The 18,989-nt window shown below is 56.4% G+C and carries 16 protein-coding genes; 9 read left to right on the top strand and 7 right to left on the bottom strand.

From position 1 onward, the window contains the following. Positions 1-11 precede the first annotated feature (11 nt). From prfB to ACR0JG_RS12615, 4 genes are all read left to right on the top strand, one after another. Entirely contained in the window at positions 12-1,139 is a 1,128-nt protein-coding gene (prfB, locus tag ACR0JG_RS12630) for a peptide chain release factor 2 (protein WP_170566005.1), read from the top strand. Continuing rightward, on the top strand, positions 1,140-1,847 hold the full coding sequence (locus ACR0JG_RS12625) for a M50 family metallopeptidase (RefSeq protein ID WP_480570159.1): 708 nt from the start codon (positions 1,140-1,142) through the stop codon (positions 1,845-1,847). 118 nt (positions 1,848-1,965) lie between these two features. After that, positions 1,966-3,363: an amidase gene (locus ACR0JG_RS12620; protein WP_480570156.1), complete on the top strand. Its 1,398-nt coding sequence runs from the start codon at positions 1,966-1,968 to the stop codon at positions 3,361-3,363. Positions 3,364-3,391: 28 nt separating this feature from the next. Continuing rightward, the gene (locus tag ACR0JG_RS12615) at positions 3,392-4,189 is read left to right on the top strand and encodes a DUF2189 domain-containing protein (RefSeq protein ID WP_170663664.1); all 798 of its coding nucleotides are present in this window, start codon (positions 3,392-3,394) and stop codon (positions 4,187-4,189) included. On the opposite strand, the gene ACR0JG_RS12610 is transcribed toward ACR0JG_RS12615, so the two are convergent. From ACR0JG_RS12610 to ACR0JG_RS12595, 4 genes are all read right to left on the bottom strand, one after another. Next, entirely contained in the window at positions 4,186-4,881 is a 696-nt protein-coding gene (locus ACR0JG_RS12610) for a helix-turn-helix domain-containing protein (protein WP_170404700.1), read from the bottom strand. The two genes, ACR0JG_RS12615 and ACR0JG_RS12610, sit on opposite strands and share 4 nt — an antisense overlap. A gap of 340 nt (positions 4,882-5,221) precedes the next feature. Then, positions 5,222-5,782: an acetolactate synthase small subunit gene (gene ilvN, locus ACR0JG_RS12605; protein ID WP_170396580.1), complete on the bottom strand. Its 561-nt coding sequence runs from the start codon at positions 5,780-5,782 to the stop codon at positions 5,222-5,224. Beyond that, positions 5,779-7,050, bottom strand: coding sequence for a glycosyltransferase family 87 protein (locus tag ACR0JG_RS12600; protein WP_480570153.1), 1,272 nt, complete (start codon positions 7,048-7,050; stop codon positions 5,779-5,781). The genes ilvN and ACR0JG_RS12600 overlap by 4 nt, the downstream gene beginning before the upstream one ends. A gap of 73 nt (positions 7,051-7,123) precedes the next feature. Further along, positions 7,124-8,875 (bottom strand): acetolactate synthase 3 large subunit, encoded by a 1,752-nt coding sequence (locus tag ACR0JG_RS12595; RefSeq protein WP_223117913.1) that lies wholly within the window; start codon positions 8,873-8,875, stop codon positions 7,124-7,126. Positions 8,876-9,300: 425 nt separating this feature from the next. Between ACR0JG_RS12595 and ACR0JG_RS12590 the strand changes: the two genes are divergently transcribed. After that, on the top strand, positions 9,301-10,146 hold the full coding sequence (locus ACR0JG_RS12590) for a HalD/BesD family halogenase (protein WP_480570150.1): 846 nt from the start codon (positions 9,301-9,303) through the stop codon (positions 10,144-10,146). Positions 10,147-10,189: 43 nt separating this feature from the next. Continuing rightward, complete coding sequence (locus tag ACR0JG_RS12585; protein ID WP_480570147.1) at positions 10,190-10,576, top strand: bleomycin resistance protein; 387 nt, start codon at positions 10,190-10,192, stop codon at positions 10,574-10,576. Between the two features lie 74 nt (positions 10,577-10,650). On the opposite strand, the gene ACR0JG_RS12580 is transcribed toward ACR0JG_RS12585, so the two are convergent. Together ACR0JG_RS12580 and ACR0JG_RS12575 are read right to left on the bottom strand one after the other, a co-directional pair. Beyond that, positions 10,651-11,298 (bottom strand): response regulator transcription factor, encoded by a 648-nt coding sequence (locus ACR0JG_RS12580; protein WP_170396590.1) that lies wholly within the window; start codon positions 11,296-11,298, stop codon positions 10,651-10,653. After that, positions 11,298-12,731: a cache domain-containing protein gene (locus ACR0JG_RS12575; protein ID WP_170402995.1), complete on the bottom strand. Its 1,434-nt coding sequence runs from the start codon at positions 12,729-12,731 to the stop codon at positions 11,298-11,300. Before ACR0JG_RS12575 ends, ACR0JG_RS12580 begins: the two co-directional genes overlap by 1 nt. 246 nt (positions 12,732-12,977) lie before the next feature. On the opposite strand from ACR0JG_RS12575, the gene ACR0JG_RS12570 reads away from it, so the two are divergent. From ACR0JG_RS12570 to ACR0JG_RS12560, 3 genes are all read left to right on the top strand, one after another. Beyond that, complete coding sequence (locus ACR0JG_RS12570) at positions 12,978-14,060, top strand: TRAP transporter substrate-binding protein (protein WP_170396967.1); 1,083 nt, start codon at positions 12,978-12,980, stop codon at positions 14,058-14,060. A 117-nt stretch (positions 14,061-14,177) separates the two neighbouring features. Beyond that, a complete protein-coding gene (locus ACR0JG_RS12565; protein ID WP_170396594.1) occupies positions 14,178-15,104 on the top strand; it encodes a TRAP transporter small permease subunit in 927 nt (308 codons plus the stop codon). Positions 15,105-15,121: 17 nt separating this feature from the next. Next, positions 15,122-17,476, top strand: coding sequence for a TRAP transporter large permease subunit (locus ACR0JG_RS12560; protein WP_170396596.1), 2,355 nt, complete (start codon positions 15,122-15,124; stop codon positions 17,474-17,476). Positions 17,477-17,529: 53 nt separating this feature from the next. Here ACR0JG_RS12560 and ACR0JG_RS12555 read toward each other — a convergent pair whose 3' ends face one another. Continuing rightward, entirely contained in the window at positions 17,530-18,888 is a 1,359-nt protein-coding gene (locus ACR0JG_RS12555; RefSeq protein WP_480570143.1) for a dicarboxylate/amino acid:cation symporter, read from the bottom strand. Positions 18,889-18,989: the final 101 nt, after the last annotated feature.

The raw sequence follows: 18,989 nt of genomic DNA, 5'->3' as shown, positions 1-18,989 counted from the left end.
GGGACCTGACCATGCGCGCCGAAACCCAGAATATTGTGGCGGAAATCGAAAAGTCGCTGGAGCTGCTGGCGCAGCGCATGGACTATGAAACAGCGCCGCACCGGTTGGAGGAATTCAACGCGCGTGTTGAAGATCCGAACCTGTGGGACAATCCCGAGAACGCGCAGAAATTGATGCGCGAGCGGCAGTTGCTGGTCGATGCCATCGAGACCTACGAATCTATCAAGACCGATCTCAGCGACAATATTGAGCTGATCGAACTGGGCGAGATGGAAGAGGACGAAGAGGTCGTGACCGACGCCGAAGAAGCGATCAAAAAGCTGCAGACCAAGGCCGCAAAGAAAGAGCTTGAGGCGCTGCTTGATGGCGAAGCGGACGGCAATGATACCTTCCTTGAGATCAACTCGGGCGCGGGCGGTACGGAAAGCTGCGACTGGGCCTCGATGTTGGCGCGGATGTATGTCCGCTGGGCCGAGAAAAAGGGCTATACGGTCGAACTGCAATCCGAGACAGCGGGGGAAGAGGCGGGGATCAAGTCCGCCGCCTACAAGATCACTGGCCACAATGCCTATGGCTGGCTGAAATCGGAAAGCGGTGTGCACCGTTTGGTGCGTATCTCTCCGTTCGACTCGGCGGCCAAGCGGCATACCTCGTTCAGTTCGGTCTGGGTTTATCCTGTGGTGGACGACAATATCGAGATCGAGGTGAACCCATCGGATATCCGCGTTGATACCTACCGGTCCTCGGGCGCGGGTGGTCAGCACGTGAACACGACGGACTCGGCGGTTCGGATTACGCATATTCCGACCGGAATCGTGGTCACCAGTTCCGAGAAATCGCAGCACCAGAACCGCGATATTGCCATGAAAGCGCTGAAATCACGGCTGTACCAGCAAGAGCTGGATCGCAGAAACGCCGAGATCAACGCTGCCCACGAAGCCAAGGGTGATGCGGGCTGGGGCAACCAGATCCGGTCTTACGTGCTGCAGCCCTATCAGATGGTCAAAGACTTGCGGACCAATCACGAGACATCGGACACCAAGGGTGTGCTGGATGGTGATCTGGATGGTTTCATGGCGGCGACACTGGCCCTGAATGTCTCGGGCAAAAGCCGGTCCGAGGCACAGGGCGACGGCTAATTGCGGCAGTCCCTGACCTCGGCTGTGAACCTGATCAAGGGCCACTGGCAATTGATCGCAATTGTCGCGTTGGTGTTTGTGTTCTGGAACACGATGCTGGTGCTTCCGTTGAAAATCCTGGTTGTGTTCCTGCATGAGCTTTCGCATGCAGGTGCCATTATACTGACCGGTGGTTCGGTTGAAAGTTTGTCGGTCTCTCCACAACAAGGTGGTCTGGTTATTGGCCTAGGAGGCAATCGGTTTGTCAGTCTGTCAGCGGGATATCTTGGGTCCTTGATGCTTGGGATGGGCCTGCTGATGATCGCCCTGCGCACCAATGCCGATCGGGCTGCGCTTGGTCTCTTTGGGGGAGTCATGCTGATTGTTGCGCTCCTGTATATCCGGGAACCGTTTGCCATGGCGTTCAGCGCGGGCTGTGGAGCGGTGATGCTGGCCACCGCGTGGTTCCTGAACCGCAACCTGTGTGATCTGATTTTACGGGTCATCGGGCTGACCAGCATGATCTACGTTCCGTTTGACATTTTCGATGACACGATCCGACGCGCGGGATTGCGATCAGATGCATATATGCTGGCTGAAGAATTCGGCGGAACCACCATGATGTGGGGCGGGTTGTGGCTGGTGCTTAGTCTGGTGATGATCGTCTTTGGTCTGATGAATGTGCTGGGCCGCGACAGCAATTTGCGGATCGACCTCAGGATCAGATGATGCGCGCTCTTGCGCCGCTCTTCTTCGCGAAATTCTAAAAAGATACATTTAAACAGTGGCTTTAAATGGTCCGAGCACGTCGCTAGGCTGATGACGAGCAGCCAAAGGACCAACCCGCATGGATTTGACCAGAGCATCCGCGACGGACATTCTTGACGCCTTGTCCCGCCGACAGCTTTCAGCTGCAGAACTGATGCGCGCGACGCTGGATCGGATCGCCCAGGTGAACGGTGAGGTAAACGCGATTGTCGCGCTGCGGGATGAAGACGCTTTGATGGCCGAGGCGCGGGCGGCGGATGCCGCGTCACCTCGCGGCGCGCTGCACGGGTTGCCGATAGCGGTGAAAGATCTGGTAAATGTGGCAGGGATAACTTCGACGCAGGGTTCGCCATTGTTCAAGGATCATATGCCGCAAACTGACGATCTGCTGGCCGCCCGGCTAAGGGCTGCTGGGGCAATTCTGATCGGTAAGACCAACACGCCGGAATTCGGACTGGGTTCGCATACGTTCAATCCTGTCTATGGTGCAACCCGCAACCCCTATGATCCCACGAAAACCTGTGGAGGTTCGTCGGGCGGTGCAGCAGTGGCGTTGGCGACGGGAATGCTGGCGCTGGCGGACGGCTCGGACATGATGGGCAGCCTGCGCAACCCGGCCGCATGGAACAACGTATACGGGTTCAGGCCAAGTTGGGGGCGCGTTCCGTCTGAGCCAGTGGGGGACGGTTATCTGCATCAGCTTTCAACTCTGGGGCCTATGGCGCGCAGCCCTGAAGACATCGGGCTATTGCTTGACGTCATATCCGGCCCCGATCCAAGGATGCCATTGAGCACAGAGGTCGAGCGCGTGTCGCCCGTTCAAGCGGCTGATCTGACAGGGATGCGCATAGGCTGGTTGGGCGACTGGGGCGGGGCGTTTCCGTGCGAAGAGGGTATCCTCGCGCTATGCCGCGATGCGTTGCACGTTTTCGAAGAACGCGGTGCGCGCGTTGAGGCGCTTGCACCACCGTTTGACGCGGACCTGATCTGGGACAGTTGGATTACTCTGCGCTCCTGGTCAGTGGCCGCAGGGTTGGAGCCTTTGGCCAAGAAGAAATCATCACTCAAAGATACCGCGCAATGGGAGTTGGAGCGCGGCCTGGCGCTCAGCGCGATGGATGTGCACCGGGCCAGTGTGAACCGGTCTGACTGGCACAAGCGGGCGGTGGAGCTTTTCGAAGACTATGACGCCTTGGTGTTGCCCGCAGCGCAGGTCTGGCCGTTCGAGCTCGAAACGCCGTACCCAACCGAAATCAAGGGGCAGGGGATGGATACCTACCATCGCTGGATGCAGGTCGTGACACCCGTCAGCCTTTTGGGGTTGCCCTGTCTGGGTGCGCCTGTCGGTTTTGGAGCACAAGGGCTGCCGATGGGAATGCAGCTGTTCGGTCCGCGTGGTGCAGATGCGCGGATCTTGTCGACTGGGGCGGCATATCATTCTGCAACGCTTTGGCCTCAGAAACGACCCGCCATGTAGAACAACCGCCCGGGAGGAGAAAACAAGAATGGACAAACCCTTTGGTGTGCCGACGCTGAAACCCGTTGATACCGCGATGCTGAAAGAAGCGTTACGCCGAGCTTGGCAGGATTATCGCCGCGCGCCGCTTTTCGGACTTCTGTTCGCAGGCTTCTACGTGCTGGCCGGGTGGCTGATGGCGTGGGTCACGCTGCAGACGGGAACGTCGTTCTGGCTGGTTTTGGCCGCGATCGGCTTTCCCCTGATCGGGCCGTTTGCTGCCGTGGGATTATATGAGGTCTCGCACCGGTTGGAACTGGGCGAGCCGTTGAATCCCGGTGCGATATTCGGCGTGGTCATACAGCAAAGCCGAAGGCAACTGCCGTCGATCTGCGCCATTATCGTGGTGATCTTTCTGTTCTGGTTCTTTCTGGGCCACATGATCTTTGCGCTGTTCATGGGGCTGTCGACGATGACCAATATTTCAACATCATTTGAGGTGTTCCTGACCCCGAATGGGCTGAGCATGTTGGTACTGGGCACACTGGTCGGGGCCGTATTTGCAATCATTCTGTACATGATCACCGTGCTGTCGATTCCTATGCTGCTGGATCGTGAGCTGGATTTTGTGACCGCGATGATCACCAGCTTTGCCTATGTCAAAGCGAACATGGGTGTGATGCTGGCGTGGGGGGCCTTCATCGCGATCATCACTTTTTTGGCGATGATCCCTTGGTTCCTGGGCCTGTTTATCGTCCTGCCTTTGCTGGGGCATGCCAGCTGGCATCTTTATCGCTTGATCTTGGACAACGATCCGTCCGGGGTTGCTCAGCCGACACCCTCTTAAATCTGTCCGTTTAAGTCAGGCCCTGATGAATTGTGCGCCTTTCGGGCCGATTGCAGTGCTGCGGACAAATCATGCCCAAGGTGATGCAGCGTAAGCCGTCTTACATCGGATCCACTGCCACCGGCCAACCGATACACATAACCCGACCATTCCTGAGGTGCCCATTCAGGCGGAAGGTTCAGAACCATCATTCTGCAATCCTGTGCGCCGGGCCGGGACATCAATGCGCAGACTTGTCCGCCGATGTGAGAAACGATGCCCTGAACCTCACGCATGGGCGCGGAGCATTTCGGCATATGCGACAAGGGTTCATAGCTGCGCAGCAAGGTGCAATGCCTAATGCGGCGCATAAACAGTAGCCGGTGAAGTGTTGGTTCGCGTCGGTTTGGTGAGGCCTCAGCGGCGTGATAAAATCCGGTCGCCATAGTTTTTTCTGACCCGGTGACGAGAAATCGATCGATGATTTCTGATGCGGGATGAGCGGCGACCGGTTCTATTTCATCCAAAGGTTTCAGCAGGATACGCGCGTCGATATCGAAGAATCGACACATCCGGTCCAGCACATCCGGCCTGGGAAAACTTTCACCTGACAGATAGCGATTAAACTGAGTTCGATTGATACCCAATTGGCGGCAAAGCTCTGAAACCGACCGATAACTGTTTGCGAGCTGCCTGAGGTTGGCTCCGAACATGCTGCGCAATTCTGCGGGGCTGCGATTGATGTCGGTCACTTCTGTCCCAGATTTCCGTTTGTATCTTCAGCAAAAACAGGTTTGCGGCGGCACAGCGGCTGCGCAGTATTCAGAAATCGTCAAGTTGACCCCAACGGGCGCTGCTAAGCTCCTCGCTACGCGTCACAGGCTAGTCTGATGATAAGCAAAATCAATAGGCTTTCAGCCTATTTGCATGATCTTTTTCATGCTGTTGCTCATATATGATGAACGCATTATACCTTTTTGAGATTAGCAGGGCACAATGGCCAAGCAGGCCGCCGCCCCAAGAATGAATTCAGTCCCAGGGCGGAAATGGGGCTTAGTCACCGCGCAACAGGGCTGCAACTCCGGTACGGGCGATTTCAATCAAGCCAAGAGGGCGCATCAGATCGGCAAAGGCATCGATCTTGTCCGGTGCACCGGTGATCTCGAAGATGAACGAATTCAGCGTACTATCGACGACATTGGCCCGGAAAATGTCGGCCAGTCGCAGGGCTTCGACCCGTTTGTCGCCTTCACCGACAACCTTTATGATCGCCAGCTCGCGCTCGACCGAAGCACCTTCGACTGTCAGATCATGCACGTCACGGACCGACACGATGCGTCCAAGCTGCGCCTTGATCTGCTCGATCACTTGCGGGGTGCCGGTGGTGACGATGGTAATTCGGCTGAGATGCCCGGTATGGTCAACCTCGGCAACCGTTAGACTTTCAATATTATAGCCACGACCCGAGAACAGACCAATTACGCGGGCCAGAACCCCCGGTTCGTTTTCAACCAGCACCGCGATCGTGTGTTGTTCCTGCACGTCCGAGAATGTTGGGCGTAGGTTATATGCAGAATGGCGGGTGGAGCCTTTGACGATGTTTAGCGGAGTCATTGATAGACCTCATCTTGGACATAAGTTTCTTCGGGCTTTCGTAGCGCAGAGATCAGCGCTTGGAGGCAAACTACGCAAGCCAGTATTAGGATCGGGGCAAACACGAGGCGCAAAGACAATATCTCGGTCATCTTGAAAAGCACCATATGTGTTGCTGGTCCGATACCGATCCACATTGCGGCGGCCAGTATCAGACGCCATGGAGAAGTTGTCAGCACGCCAGCTCGAAGCAGGAACAATGCAACGATTGCAAGCAGCCCGGATTCATAGAACCAGAAGTATGGTGTGGACATAGAAATACCTAGAAAGAGCACCGCTACCCGCAAGTCAAAACCTACCCTTGGGTTGCGCCAAGCAACGAAGACTGCAATTCCAGACAACACTGTCAAAGTCCATTGCATTGCAAGCGCGAGCGTTTCTGGCACACCGATGCTGGCCAGCAAGGAATAAGGGCTAAGCATGACCTTATTCAGATGGATTGAGCTTCGTATCTCTTCAAAGTGAACGCCCATCATGTTGCGCATTTCGGTCCAATATTCGACGCCAACGACCAGAGTGGCCAGAACGGACAAGACCACCGTCGTGACCGTTGCTGATATGATCGTCTTCCACGCACCGCTTGCCAAAAGCGCAAGCGGTATGAGCAGGCCGAGTTGGGGTTTAAGCGTCAGCAATCCAATAAAGAACCCTGCTAGTACGAAGCGGTCGTTCTTTAGCGCCGCTAGTGCGGCCAGAAGGCCTGCTGCCCAAAGGGTTGTGGTCTGCCCCATATACAAGTTTGGCAACATGGCGGGGGAGAGTGCAAAAGCAAACCAAACCGGTACGATTCCGCAGGAAAATGGCCGCACAGCAAGAAACATCGCGACAATTGAAATCGCTGTGAAAATCGCCCAAGCCGGAGAAAACGACAATGCCCCGAGTGGTTGGAGTGCGACAAGGAATGAGGGAGGATAAGACCAAGGCATCCAATCGTCTTCCTTGGACGCTTCGTGTATTTCCGACAATCTGTCGATATCAAATGCCGCAAGCGGTTCGCCTAAATGCGCGAGGTGACCTGCAGCCCAGAACACCTTGAAATCAACGGATAACGCCATTTTTCCTTGATCAACAACGGCATACCAGCCTGTGCCGACCCAGAACAATATCAACGCTAGAACGAAGAGTGGAACCATGAGCCCCACTTGCCAACCGCGACGGCCGGTGAATATCGACAAATTCTCTTCCGGGCTCGAAGCTCTGGCTGAGAACTGACTGCTGAGATCACGCATGATCTAACCCTTTTTCATGTCACGTGCGGCGACCTTAGCTCCGGCATTTGACTTAGATGTGGCAAAGCGGTGCTCAAACAAGCACAGCTCCACCAGCTTGGATAACGCCCTGCGTTTCGGCTTCGCCCAGCAGCATCTCATTGTGGGCCTTGCCCGACGGGATCATCGGGAAGCAATTCTCGTGCTTTTCGACCACGCAGTCGAAGATGACCGGACCGTCGTAATTGATCATCTCGATGATCGCGTCGTCCAGATCGGCTGGGTCGGAACACAGAATACCCTTTGCGCCGAAAGCTTCTGCGAGTTTAACGAAATCGGGCAAGGCCTCGGACCACGAATGCGAATAGCGTTCGCCGTGCAGCAGTTCTTGCCACTGTCGTACCATTCCCAGCCGCTCGTTATTTAGGATAAACTGCTTCACGGGCAGCCGGTACTGCGCGGCCGTGCCCATTTCCTGCATGTTCATCAGCCACGAGGCCTCACCAGCCACGTTGATGACCAGCGCATCGGGATGTGCCATTTGCACACCGATTGAGGCGGGGAAGCCGTAACCCATGGTGCCCAGCCCGCCTGATGTCATCCAGCGGTTGGGGTCCTCAAAGCCCAGGTATTGCGCCGCCCACATCTGGTGTTGCCCAACCTCGGTCGTGACATAGCGGTCGTACTTTTTCGTCAGCTCTTCAAGCCGTTGCAGCGCGTATTGCGGCTTGATGGTCTTCTCGCTGTTTGTGAAGGCAAGGCAGTTGACCTTGCGCCATTCATTGATCTGGTCTTGCCACTGTTTGATGTTTGCAGCGTCTGTTTTTCGACCGCGTGCTTTCCAGACTTTCAGAATATCCTCAAGCACGTGGGCAACATCGCCAACTATTGGGATGTCGACGCGGATAACTTTGTTGATCGACGAAGGGTCGATATCTACATGGGCTTTGATCGAGTTCGGCGAGAACGCATCGATCCGGCCGGTGATACGGTCATCAAATCGCGCGCCGATGTTTATCATCAGATCGCAATCATGCATCGCCATGTTGGCCTCGTAGAGCCCATGCATCCCAAGCATGCCGATCCAGTTTTCGCCCGAGGCCGGATAGGCCCCAAGCCCCATCAGGGTCGATGTGATCGGAAAGCCGGTTGCGTCCACCAGTTCGCGCAGCAGCTGGCTGGCAGCCGGGCCCGAGTTGATGACGCCGCCGCCGGTGTAGAACACTGGCTTCTTAGCGGTCTCGATTGCTGCAACAAGCTCCGTGATTTCTTCCAGATCGCCCTTCAATACTGGCTGATAGTGAGAGGTCGACGGTTTTGGCGTCGTGTATTCACCCGAGGCGAACTGAACGTCCTTCGGAATGTCAACGAGCACGGGGCCGGGGCGACCGGAAGTGGCCACGTGGAAGGCTTCGTGCATAGTTGCCGCCAGCGAGTCCGTATCCTTCACCAGCCAATTGTGCTTGGTGCAGGGGCGGGTAATGCCCACAGTGTCTGCTTCCTGAAAGGCGTCAGAGCCAATCATGAAGGTCGGAACCTGCCCGGTCAGAACGACGATCGGGATTGAATCCAATAACGCATCGGTCAGGCCGGTCACGGCATTGGTCGCACCAGGACCGGATGTGACCAAGGCAACGCCCGGCTTGCCGGTCGAGCGGGCATAGCCTTCGGCAGCATGTACCGCACCTTGCTCATGCCGTACCAGAATGTGACGGATGTCATTTTGCAGAAAGATCTCGTCATAGATCGGTAGGACGGCGCCACCTGGGTATCCGAATACCGTGTCCACGCCCTGATCCTTGAGGGCCTGAACCACCATCTTTGCGCCGGTCATCTCACGTGTCATCTGCTTTGCTCCGTTCGCGACATGTGTCTTGCGTGTTGCCAAAAAAAAGCCCCCGAGATTTTCGGAGGCGCATGGGTTCGATTATGGTTTACCGTTACCGGCCCATGCGCGTGTTTCCTACGATTACGACTAGCGCTTTCATCGCCAGAGGCTCCTTCTTTGCGTGCAGGGACATTATGGTTGAGGGGAAGGGGCGTCAACAGGCAAATACAAAAATATTGTAAGTCTGGGCTTGTGGGATTTGATATTTTGTTGCGCAAAATGACGCAGGTCGAGAAATATCCACGAAAATTCGCCGCAAATTGGTGGGCGATCGGGTGATCAACAGTGGTCTGATTGCGTCAGGCCCATGTCTGAAACAGACCAGAGCAGCGCCCGATGCTGAGGCAGGCTGGTGAAAACAGCGCTAAATCGGGAGGTCAGACATGCTGCACGATCTTGTGGATCTGGGGCGCTATCCGATCGATCGGCCTGATTCATACGGGTACAGGCAGCTGATCGCGGACCTGAGGCGGGATCTGGAAGTTGATGGATGTGCGGTCCTCCCCGGCTTTGTGCATAAAGATGGCCTAGGGAAACTGATCGCTGAGGCCGATCACGTCGCTCCCAAAGCGCATCGCTCGTTCAATCGCACGAATGCCTATTTTACGCAGGATGATCCCAGTTACGGGATCGGTCATCCAATCCGACGGTTTTATGACCGATCCAACGCCTTTGTTCCGGCTGACAACTTCCCTGTCACAAGCCCGCTGCGGCGTATTTATGAGTATGAAGGTTTCATGCCTTTCATCCGCATGGCTTTGAACGAGCCGGAGGATCGGTTCTTCCGATATGATGACCCGTTGGCGGATGTGATCATCAATGTGGTCGAGAAGGGAGGCGGCTTTCCGTGGCATTTTGACACCAATAATTACACCGTAACGCTGGCAATCCAGAATGGCGAGGAGGGCGGTGCATTCGAATACGCACCCAATCTGCGGACCAGTGAAGACGAGAATTTCAAAGGCGTCGCTGCGATTTTGGATGGCAGCAGGAGGGGCGTACACCAACTGGAACTGCAACCGGGCGACCTGCAGATATTCAAGGGGCGCTATGCCTTGCACCGGGTAGCGCCGGTTGAAGGACAACGGAAACGCTATGTTGGTATCTTTTCGTTTGTCGAAACCGAAGGCATGTGTGGTGGGGTGGAGCGGACCCGTCAACTCTATGGCCGTGTGCTGCCGCATCATTATGAGCGTGAAGGGTTGCGGGGTGATCAACTGCTTGACTGATTTGTGCTAGTCTCGGGCCCGAGGTTGGAAGAGGGCTGTTTTGATGCAGATATTACAACTTACACCATTTGTCCTTTGTTCTTCTTTGGACGCGCAGATTGAGTTCTACACTCGGCGGCTTGGGTTTTCCTGCACATTCAGGCAGGACAATTATGCCTTTTTGCGCCGTGATCCTGTGGCGATCCGATTATTGGAATGTCCACCGCGTCAGGATGGGCGCGCATTGGGTGATGAGCAGTCGTTCTATGTTGACGTCAAAGGAATCGACAGCCTGTTCGAAAGCCTGCGCCCCGGGTTGGAGGAGCTGCCTGAAGGGCGGGTGCGCCCGCCATTCGATCAGCCCTATCAGCAGCGCGAATTTCATGTCCTCGATGAAGACGGGACTTTGGTGTTCTTTGGTGAAGATATCAGTGAACGCGGCAGCGGGTAGTGCTCCCGCCCGACTTCAATGTGCCGTTGGCACACCTCCTTCGGTTGGGCCGGGCAGCGCGTTTCGCGCTGCGGTCATAGCCCGGGGCTGGTGCCCTGCAGGACGCCATGCTCCAGGGCATAGCGGGTCAAGCCGGCGGTGGAGGAGATGCCAAGTTTGCGCTTGATGTTCTTGCGATGCGTCTCAACCGTGCGCACCGAAATGTCCAGCGCCAGTGCCACCTCTTTGTTGGATTTACCTTGCGCCAATTCCAGCAGGATTGTCTGTTCCCGGCCGGTCAGCGCCTCGCGCGTGTTGCCGTCCTTGGGCTCCAGCGAGCCGCTGGCCCCGGTACAAAGATACCGCTCGCCCCGCATCACGGCATCGATGGCTTGCTTGATCTCTTCGGTGGGAACGTCCTTGAGGATATAGCCTTTGGCGCCGTGGCTGAGCGCGGTTGAGATGTATTCGGGACTGTCATGCATCGACAGGATCAGAACGCGGGTTTTGGGCAGGCGCTCTAAAATGATCTCGGTGGCGTTCAACCCGCTCAAGCCGGGCATATTGAGATCCATCAGGATCACGTCCGGCTGCAGGTGGGTTGCTCGATCGACAGCTTCTTGTCCGTTGGAAAGTGTGCCGACAACTTCGATCTCATCATAGCTTTCCAGCAGAGACTGAATGCCTTCGGCGACCATGGGGTGATCGTCGACAATAAGGACCCGGATGATTGAGTCGGACATCAGATACCGGCCTTTCGTTTTGGCGTTGGGTCTTCCTGTGGTGGCAGCATATGACTGAGCGGCAAGCTGACCTCAATCACGGTGCCGCTGCGCCCGCCGCGCGATGAGAGGATGCGTAGAGTGCCGTCAAGCTGTTCGATCCGTTCCTGCATGTTGCGTAGCCCGATCCCGGTGCTGACATGGCCTGGTTCGTTCCGCAACCCGCGACCATTGTCTGTAATCCGCATCGTGGCGCCTTTCTTATGACCCCGCAGGTCAATGGTAACACGGGTTGCTCCCGAGTGGCGCTCGATATTGGTCAGGGCTTCCTGCGCAATACGGTAGAGGGCAATCTTGCTGTCTTGATCCAATCGGTTTCGGAACACCACGGTTGAGAAATCGGTTTCGATACCCGTGCGTTCACTGAAATCGTCGGTCAAAGCCTTGAGCGCTGGCCCAAGCCCCAGATCATCCAGAACACCCGGACGCAGGTCGCGGCTGATGCGGCGAACCTCGGTGATGGCGGTTGCCAGATTGTCGATACCTGTTTGCAATGGTTCCTGCGCCGACTCGTCATTCCCGCGGATCAGACGTCGTCGGGCGTTGTCCAGTGCATAGCGTACGCCAACCAGAATCTGGCTGATGCCGTCATGCAATTCGCGGGCGACGCGCCCGCGCTCTTCTTCCTGAGCGTCCAGTACCCGCTGTGTCAGTTCTTTAAGCTTGGCATCAGCCAGCCGCCGTTCGCGGAAGTTCAGCAACATGCCCGAGGCAAAGACGATCAGAACAGCGGCCAGAACAATGCCTCCGATATAAAGGAAGGTGCGCTGCACGCGCGCCTCAACCTCAGCACGGGCATTGGCGACGGTGGCGACGATGTCATCGATGAACACACCCGTGCCCACCACCCAGCGCCAGTCCTGCAGGCCAACAACATAGGCGATCATCTGAGCCTCTTCACCGGTCGATGGTTTTTGCCACATAAAGCTGTGCCAGCCTGCACCCTGTCGGGCGAGCGTGATAAACTCATCCACAATCGGGGTGCCATCGCTGTCGGTCAGATCGGCCCAGTTGCGATTGATGAATTCGGTCTGGCGCGGGCTGACGAGGTTGTTGCCGTCATAGTCATAGACAAAGAAGAACCCGTCCTTGCCGTAAATCATCGCCGACAGAATCTGGGTCACGAGGTTTTTTGCGATTTCGTCATCCGGGGAGGCGCGACCGTAAATATAGGCAAACCCGTTCCGCGCCTGGGTCACGTAATTACGCAGCTCTTCTTTTTTGGCTTCGATCAGGCGGCGCTCGAGCGCCTGTATCTCACTCTCGGCGGTCGCGCGCGATTCATAAGCGACCACCATTGCAATGGCCGCAACCGCTGCGATCAGCGGGATTGCGGCAACCAGCGACAGTTTTTGCGCATAGGTTAGCGAGATTAGGTTCCGGATTCCTCCCATGTTCGAATCGATACGCAAGCTGCCGGGAAATTGCAAAAAATTTGGAAGAACACAGTGCTCGGCCACAGTGATTTGGGCGTGAGCGGGTAAAATCAACCGGATTTGTGCTTTTGAATGTGGAAAAACCCGACTGGCTACGTAGTAGTAGGTATTCACATTCATGTGTGTGGAACTAGGCTAACGCGCACTAGAAACGATCGACCCGGCATCACCCGGGGAATGAATATGAAGGGGAGGATCACTCATATGGATCGTCGTAAGTTTCTGAAAACATCAGCACTGGGCGGCTCGGCCGCTGCAGCCACCACGCTGGCAGCGCCCGCCTATGCGCAAGGCAAGCGCACGCTGACTATGGTCACCTCGTGGGGCCGTGGCCTCGCAGGTGTGTTCGACAGCGCGCAGCGTTGCGCCGACAGCATTACCACAATGTCGGATGGCGACCTGAACGTTGAAATCAAAGCCGCCGGTGAACTGGTTGGTGCCTTTGAGGTGTTTGACGCGGTATCGTCCGGTCAGGCCGATATGTACCACGCGGCAGACTACTACTTTGTGGGTCAGCACCCGGGCTATGCATTCTTCACCGCTGTTCCGTTCGGCATGACCGCACAGGAACTGGTGAACTGGTACTACCATGCCGGCGGCATGGAGCTGCATGATGAACTGGGCGAAATCTTCGGCCTGAAATCCTTCCTGGCCGGTAACACTGGCGCGCAGGCAGGTGGCTGGTACTCGAAAGAGATCAACAGCCCCGAAGACTTTAACGGCCTGAAATTCCGCATGCCGGGTCTGGGTGGCAAGGCGCTGGGCAAACTGGGCGCATCCGTTCAGAACATTCCGGGGTCGGAAGTGTATCAGGCGCTGTCGTCCGGTGCTATTGACGGAACCGAGTGGATCGGTCCCTGGGCTGACGAAAAAGCGGGCTTCCAGGAAATCACCAAAACCTACTACACTGCGGGCTTCCATGAGCCGGGTGCGGGTCTGTCGCTGGCCACCAACCGCGAGGTTTATGACAGCCTGTCCGCCGCGCAGCAGAAGATCATCGAGATCGCAGCTGCCGAGTGCCACCAGTGGAACCTGGCACAATTCCTGGCCAACAACGGTGCAGCGCTGCAGCGTCTGCAGGCCGGTGGTGTCAAGGTCATGGAATTCCCGGACAGCGTTTGGGACGCGTTTGGCGCAGCCAGCCAAGAAGTTCTGGACGAAAACATGGGTGATGAGCTGTTCAAGCGCATTCACGACAGCGCTATGGAGTCGATGGCAGCATCGTCGGCATGGAACAACCTGTCGTCGGGTGTCTACACCTCGCAGCGTGACCGCGTACGCGGCTAAGCAATCCGCTCAATGCAATCGGTTCCCCCGTCATCGGGGGAGCCTTTCCTGTTGCACATAAGCGGCCCGGACATGCCGTCATAACCAAACGTGCAACCGATGCGACCTGGGGACAACATGCAGGACGAAAACGGTATCTCGTTCTTCGGCGCCCTGTGGAATGGACTGGTCTGGTTCATTCAGAACATTGCCGAAGCCTTCTATAATTTCGGATACGCCATCACGCATCCGCAGCTCTGGCTGGACTGGTCGAACAAAGAAGCAATCATGCGCTTTGTTTATTATGGCGGGTCTGTCGAGTTCTTCTTCGTGATCTTCGCGCTGTTTCTGGTGCTGACGGCCATTGGTCTTTACTATCGGAACTTCATGTGGGGAATGGTGCGCGGGCTCGAGGGCTTCGCCAATACCACTGGCCGCTTCTTTGCGTGGGCGGGATTGCTGATGGTAATTCAGCAGATCGTTATCGTCTTCATGCAGCGGGTGTTCACACGGCCGGATATGTCCTTTGGGCTGGGTATCCCTTTTCAAATGGATATCAGTTGGTTCGCCGAAGAACTTAAACTCTACAACGCCATGGTTGTGTGCCTTTGCTGCACCTACACATTCGTGCAGGGCGGCCATGTGCGCGTTGACCTGATTTATGCAGGCATCAGTCACAAGGCCAAGCGCGTCGTTGATATGTGCGGGGCGGTTCTTTTCATGATGCCCATGGCCGTTCTGACCTGGATGTATGGATGGTACTTCATGTGGCGGCACCTGATCGTGCCGAAACCCTCGGCCAGTGACACGCTGGATAGGCTTGTGGCCAAGTCCCGAGCGCTGCGTTGGAACGTGGAAACCATCGGGTTTAGTCCTAACGGGTTCAACGCCTACTTCCTGTTCAAAATCCTGCTGGTGGCCTTTGCCGCCATGGTGTTCCTGCACGCGATTGCGTTCCTGTATCGCTCGTATCTGGAATACGTGGAAGGGCCGGAAAGTGAAGGAAAATACCTCGACAAGGACAGCCTTGGCGAGGGTGAAGAAGCCTACGAAGGCGCGCATTAGGGACGGAGAACCAGACAATGCTATTCGGACTTGATGGCGTCGAGATAGGCCTCATTATCGTATTTTTCTGCCTCTTCGGAGGCATTCTTTCGGGTTTCCCCGTGGCCTTTGCCATCGGTGGGGCCGGGGTGATTTCGTTCGGGATTATCGCTGCATTGGATAGTGCCGGACTGTTGATCCACCAGGCGATCGACACCGGCTCGCAAGCCTACCGCGACGTGGTGAATTCTGGCGTCAAACCTGACGTGATATCCGTGTTCCGATACCCGGATTTGCCAAGGATCGCCGAGCCGGTCTTTGTACAAGGCTGGGAAACCGCGCTGGACCGGAATGTTTCCTTCATCGTGAACCGCATGAACGAACGTGTTCTGGCCGGGCAGTCGATCGAGACACTGCTGGCGGTGCTGATGTTCGTTCTGATGGGCATCACGCTGGAGCGTTCAAAAATTGCAAACGACCTGCTGACCACGATGGCGCGCGTCTTTGGCCCGCTGCCCGGTGGCCTTGCGGTCTCGATTGTGGTCGTGGGCGCGTTCCTTGCTGCCTCGACCGGTATCGTCGGCGCGACCGTTGTTACCATGGGACTGTTGGCCCTGCCGACCATGCTGCGGAACAACTATTCGCCGGAATTGGCGACAGGTGTGATCGCGGCCTCGGGTACGTTGGGGCAGATCATTCCACCCTCCATCGTGATCGTTCTGCTGGGTACACTGGCTGGTGACCTCTATTCGACCGCGCAGGAAACGCGCGCGGTTGAAGCCGGGTGCACCGACGCGCTGACCTATCTGGGTGAACCAGCGGTTGTTTCGGTAGGCACATTGTTCCAGGCGGCACTGTTGCCTGGGATCATGTTGGCGCTGCTCTATGCGCTCTATGCCTTTGGCTATGCGCTGTTGAACCCGGAAAAGGCCCCGGCTGTTGAATTGTCGGGAGGCTCGGGTGAAACCATCACGCGCTCGGAAGGGCTGACCTGGCTGCTGGGTGCTCCGGTTGCTCTGATTGTTGGCGCGGTGCTTTTGGGAAGCGCGGGAGTGATTGGCAGCCAGAACATCTCGGTCTCGGCATTTACGGATATCGGGCAGGGCGCCTCGCTGCGCACGAACGTGTCCGAAGAGTGTAAGGCTTCGATGATCGAACTGCATGGGCAATCAGCCTGGGATCAGGCCGTGGCCGAGCAGGAAGCGATTGACGAAGCAGGTGGTTCGTCCGAAGCGCAGCGTCTGAGCGAAGAGGAACTGGCTGCTGCGCAAGAGGCCAAGATCGCCGCTGCAGCGCCAATTGGCAACGGTGTCGCCGTGATTGTGGTACTGCTGGGTCTGACACTGGTGCTGGGTCGCGGAATCGCACCGTCGCAAGCGCCGCAGCCTCTGATCGTCGGAGCGATTGGCCTGTTGCTGATGCTGTTGGTCGACGTGTTGCTGATCGCGCCAACGACTTCGTCCGGGGCTACGTTCCTGATACTCGCCATACCTTTTGCGCTCGCAATGCATGGGTGCAAAGAAGCTGCCGCCCGTTGCGCGACCAATGATCTGATCCGTGTGGTCTTCCCACCGCTGGTGCTGATCATCGCGGTGTTGGGTTCGATCCTTGGCGGTGTCACCAACCCTACGCCGGCTGCGGCACTGGGGGCGGGTGGAGCGATCATGCTAGCGGCCTATCGGAAACTTCAGGATCAGAACCGGTCGGGCAAAGTGATCATCTGGTCAACCTTCGCAGTGATCATCGCACTGGTGATGGGAGTGAACTTTGATCTGCGCATCAATCAGGGCAATGTTTCGGTTGAAAGCTGGATCGCGTTCATCATCGCCTATTCGGCCTACCTCTATGCGCTGTTCGGCTTGATCTACGGCTGCTGGGTGCTGTTCTCAAGCGGGGTTCTGACACCGGTGGTGCGTGAGACAGCGAAGGTGACGTCGATGGTCTTCACCATCCTGATCGGATCGCAACTGCTGAACCTGGTGGTGATTTCCTTTGGTGGAGAGCACTATATCCAGCAGTTCCTGCGCAGCTTTGATAATGAATTCACGGTCTTCCTGATCGTGATGCTGGTGCTGTTCATTCTTGGCTTTGTGCTGGATTTCCTTGAGATCATCTACATCGTGATCCCGATCGTGGGCCCCGTGATCTATGGCGGATCGTTTGATCCGAAATGGGTGACCATCATGGTAGCGGTGAACCTGCAGACCTCGTTCCTGACGCCTCCGTTCGGATTTGCGCTGTTCTATCTCAGGGGTGTTGCGCCGAAAGAGGTCACCACTGGCCACATCTATCGCGGCATCATACCGTTCGTGATCATTCAGGTTGTGGGCATCGCAATCCTGTGGTTCTTCCCGTCGATTGTAACCATCGTTCCTGACCTGATCCCGAACTGATCTGTCGCTTAGACTGACGAATACGGAGGCCCATTAGGGCCTCCGTTTGTTTTTCAGGAATTCGGCTGTGGGTGTGTCAGCCTTTCGAACTCCGCTTCAGTGGCATGATCGATTGCAAGGTCTGTGGTCTCGACAAATCCGGCATTGGGATTGTCGAACGTGGCCTTGTCCAGCTTGCCGACCGTTTGCCCGACAATGGTGGTCACCACCGCATCGCCAGTGACATTCACAACCGTCCGCATCATATCGAGGATCCGGTCGACGGCCAGAATGATGCCGATGCCTTCCAGCGGCATACCCAACTGGTTCAGAACCATCGCCAGCATCACTATCCCCACACCGGGCACACCTGCCGTGCCGATTGAGGCCAGAACCGAGATTGAAATCACGGTCAGATAACCGCTTAGCCCCAGATCAATGCCATAGGCATTAGCCAGAAAAACGGTCGCCACTCCATGCATGATTGCGGTGCCATCCATGTTGATCGTCGCCCCTAGGGGAATACCGAACGACGCCACGGAACGGTCAACGCCGACTCTCTGAGTCACGCATTGTAAGCTGGCCGGAATTGTCGCGTTCGAGCTTGAGGTCGAGAACGCAAACACCTGCGCCGAGCGCATCTTGCGCAGGAATACCCGAGGGCTCAGCCCGGTCGTAAAATACAGCAGCGCCATCAACGTGACACACAGATGGAATACCAGCGTCAGGCTGATCGTGGTCAGATAGCCGATCACCGGTCCGAATAAGCCAAAGCCCTCCATCGCAAAGGTTTTGGCAATCAGGCTGAAGACGCCGATGGGGGCGAAGGCCATGACGATATTGACGATCTTCATCGCCAGTTCATTCATGAACTCGCAGCCTTCCACAAAGGCCTTGGCGCGGCTGCCCATCATTAGCACTGCAATACCAACGACCATTACGTAGAAGATGATCTGCAGCATCTCACCATTGGCCAACGCGTTGATCGGGTTCTTGGGAATGATGTTTGCCAGTATTTCCCAAGTGGTCTGTGGGTTGGCGACGCTTACGCTGTCACCGGCCAGATGCAGGCTCGTGAATCCTGTGCCCGGCCCAATGAGGCCCGCAAAGATCAAGGCAGTTGTCACGGCCAAGGCGGTGGTGGCCAGATAGGTAACGAAGGTCAGCCCTCCGACACGGCCCAGCAATTTGACATCGCCAATGCCGACAACGCCGCACAGCAGTGAGAACACAACCAGCGGCACAACAAGCATCTGAAGTGCATTAAGGAACATTTGCCCAAACATGGACAGCACACCCTGCACAAGTGTTGCGTTGAGCGCAGCGATATCGAGATAGTTCAAGACCAGACCAAAGATCGAGCCCAAGGCGAGCGCGACCAGGATCTGGGTCGTCAGCGTGGCCGAAACCAGTCGGCGTGCGGCATATGTCATTTTCCCCCTCCTTCAGAACCTCTGCGACAGGGTGGGAGGCCTGCCGTAGCGACAATAAAGCCAGCCCGGTCAGCGTCTGATTGAGCTACGGGTTTCAGGTT

The organism is Ruegeria sp. AD5 (genome assembly GCF_056542345.1).
This window is presented reverse-complemented; position numbering and strand designations above follow the sequence as displayed.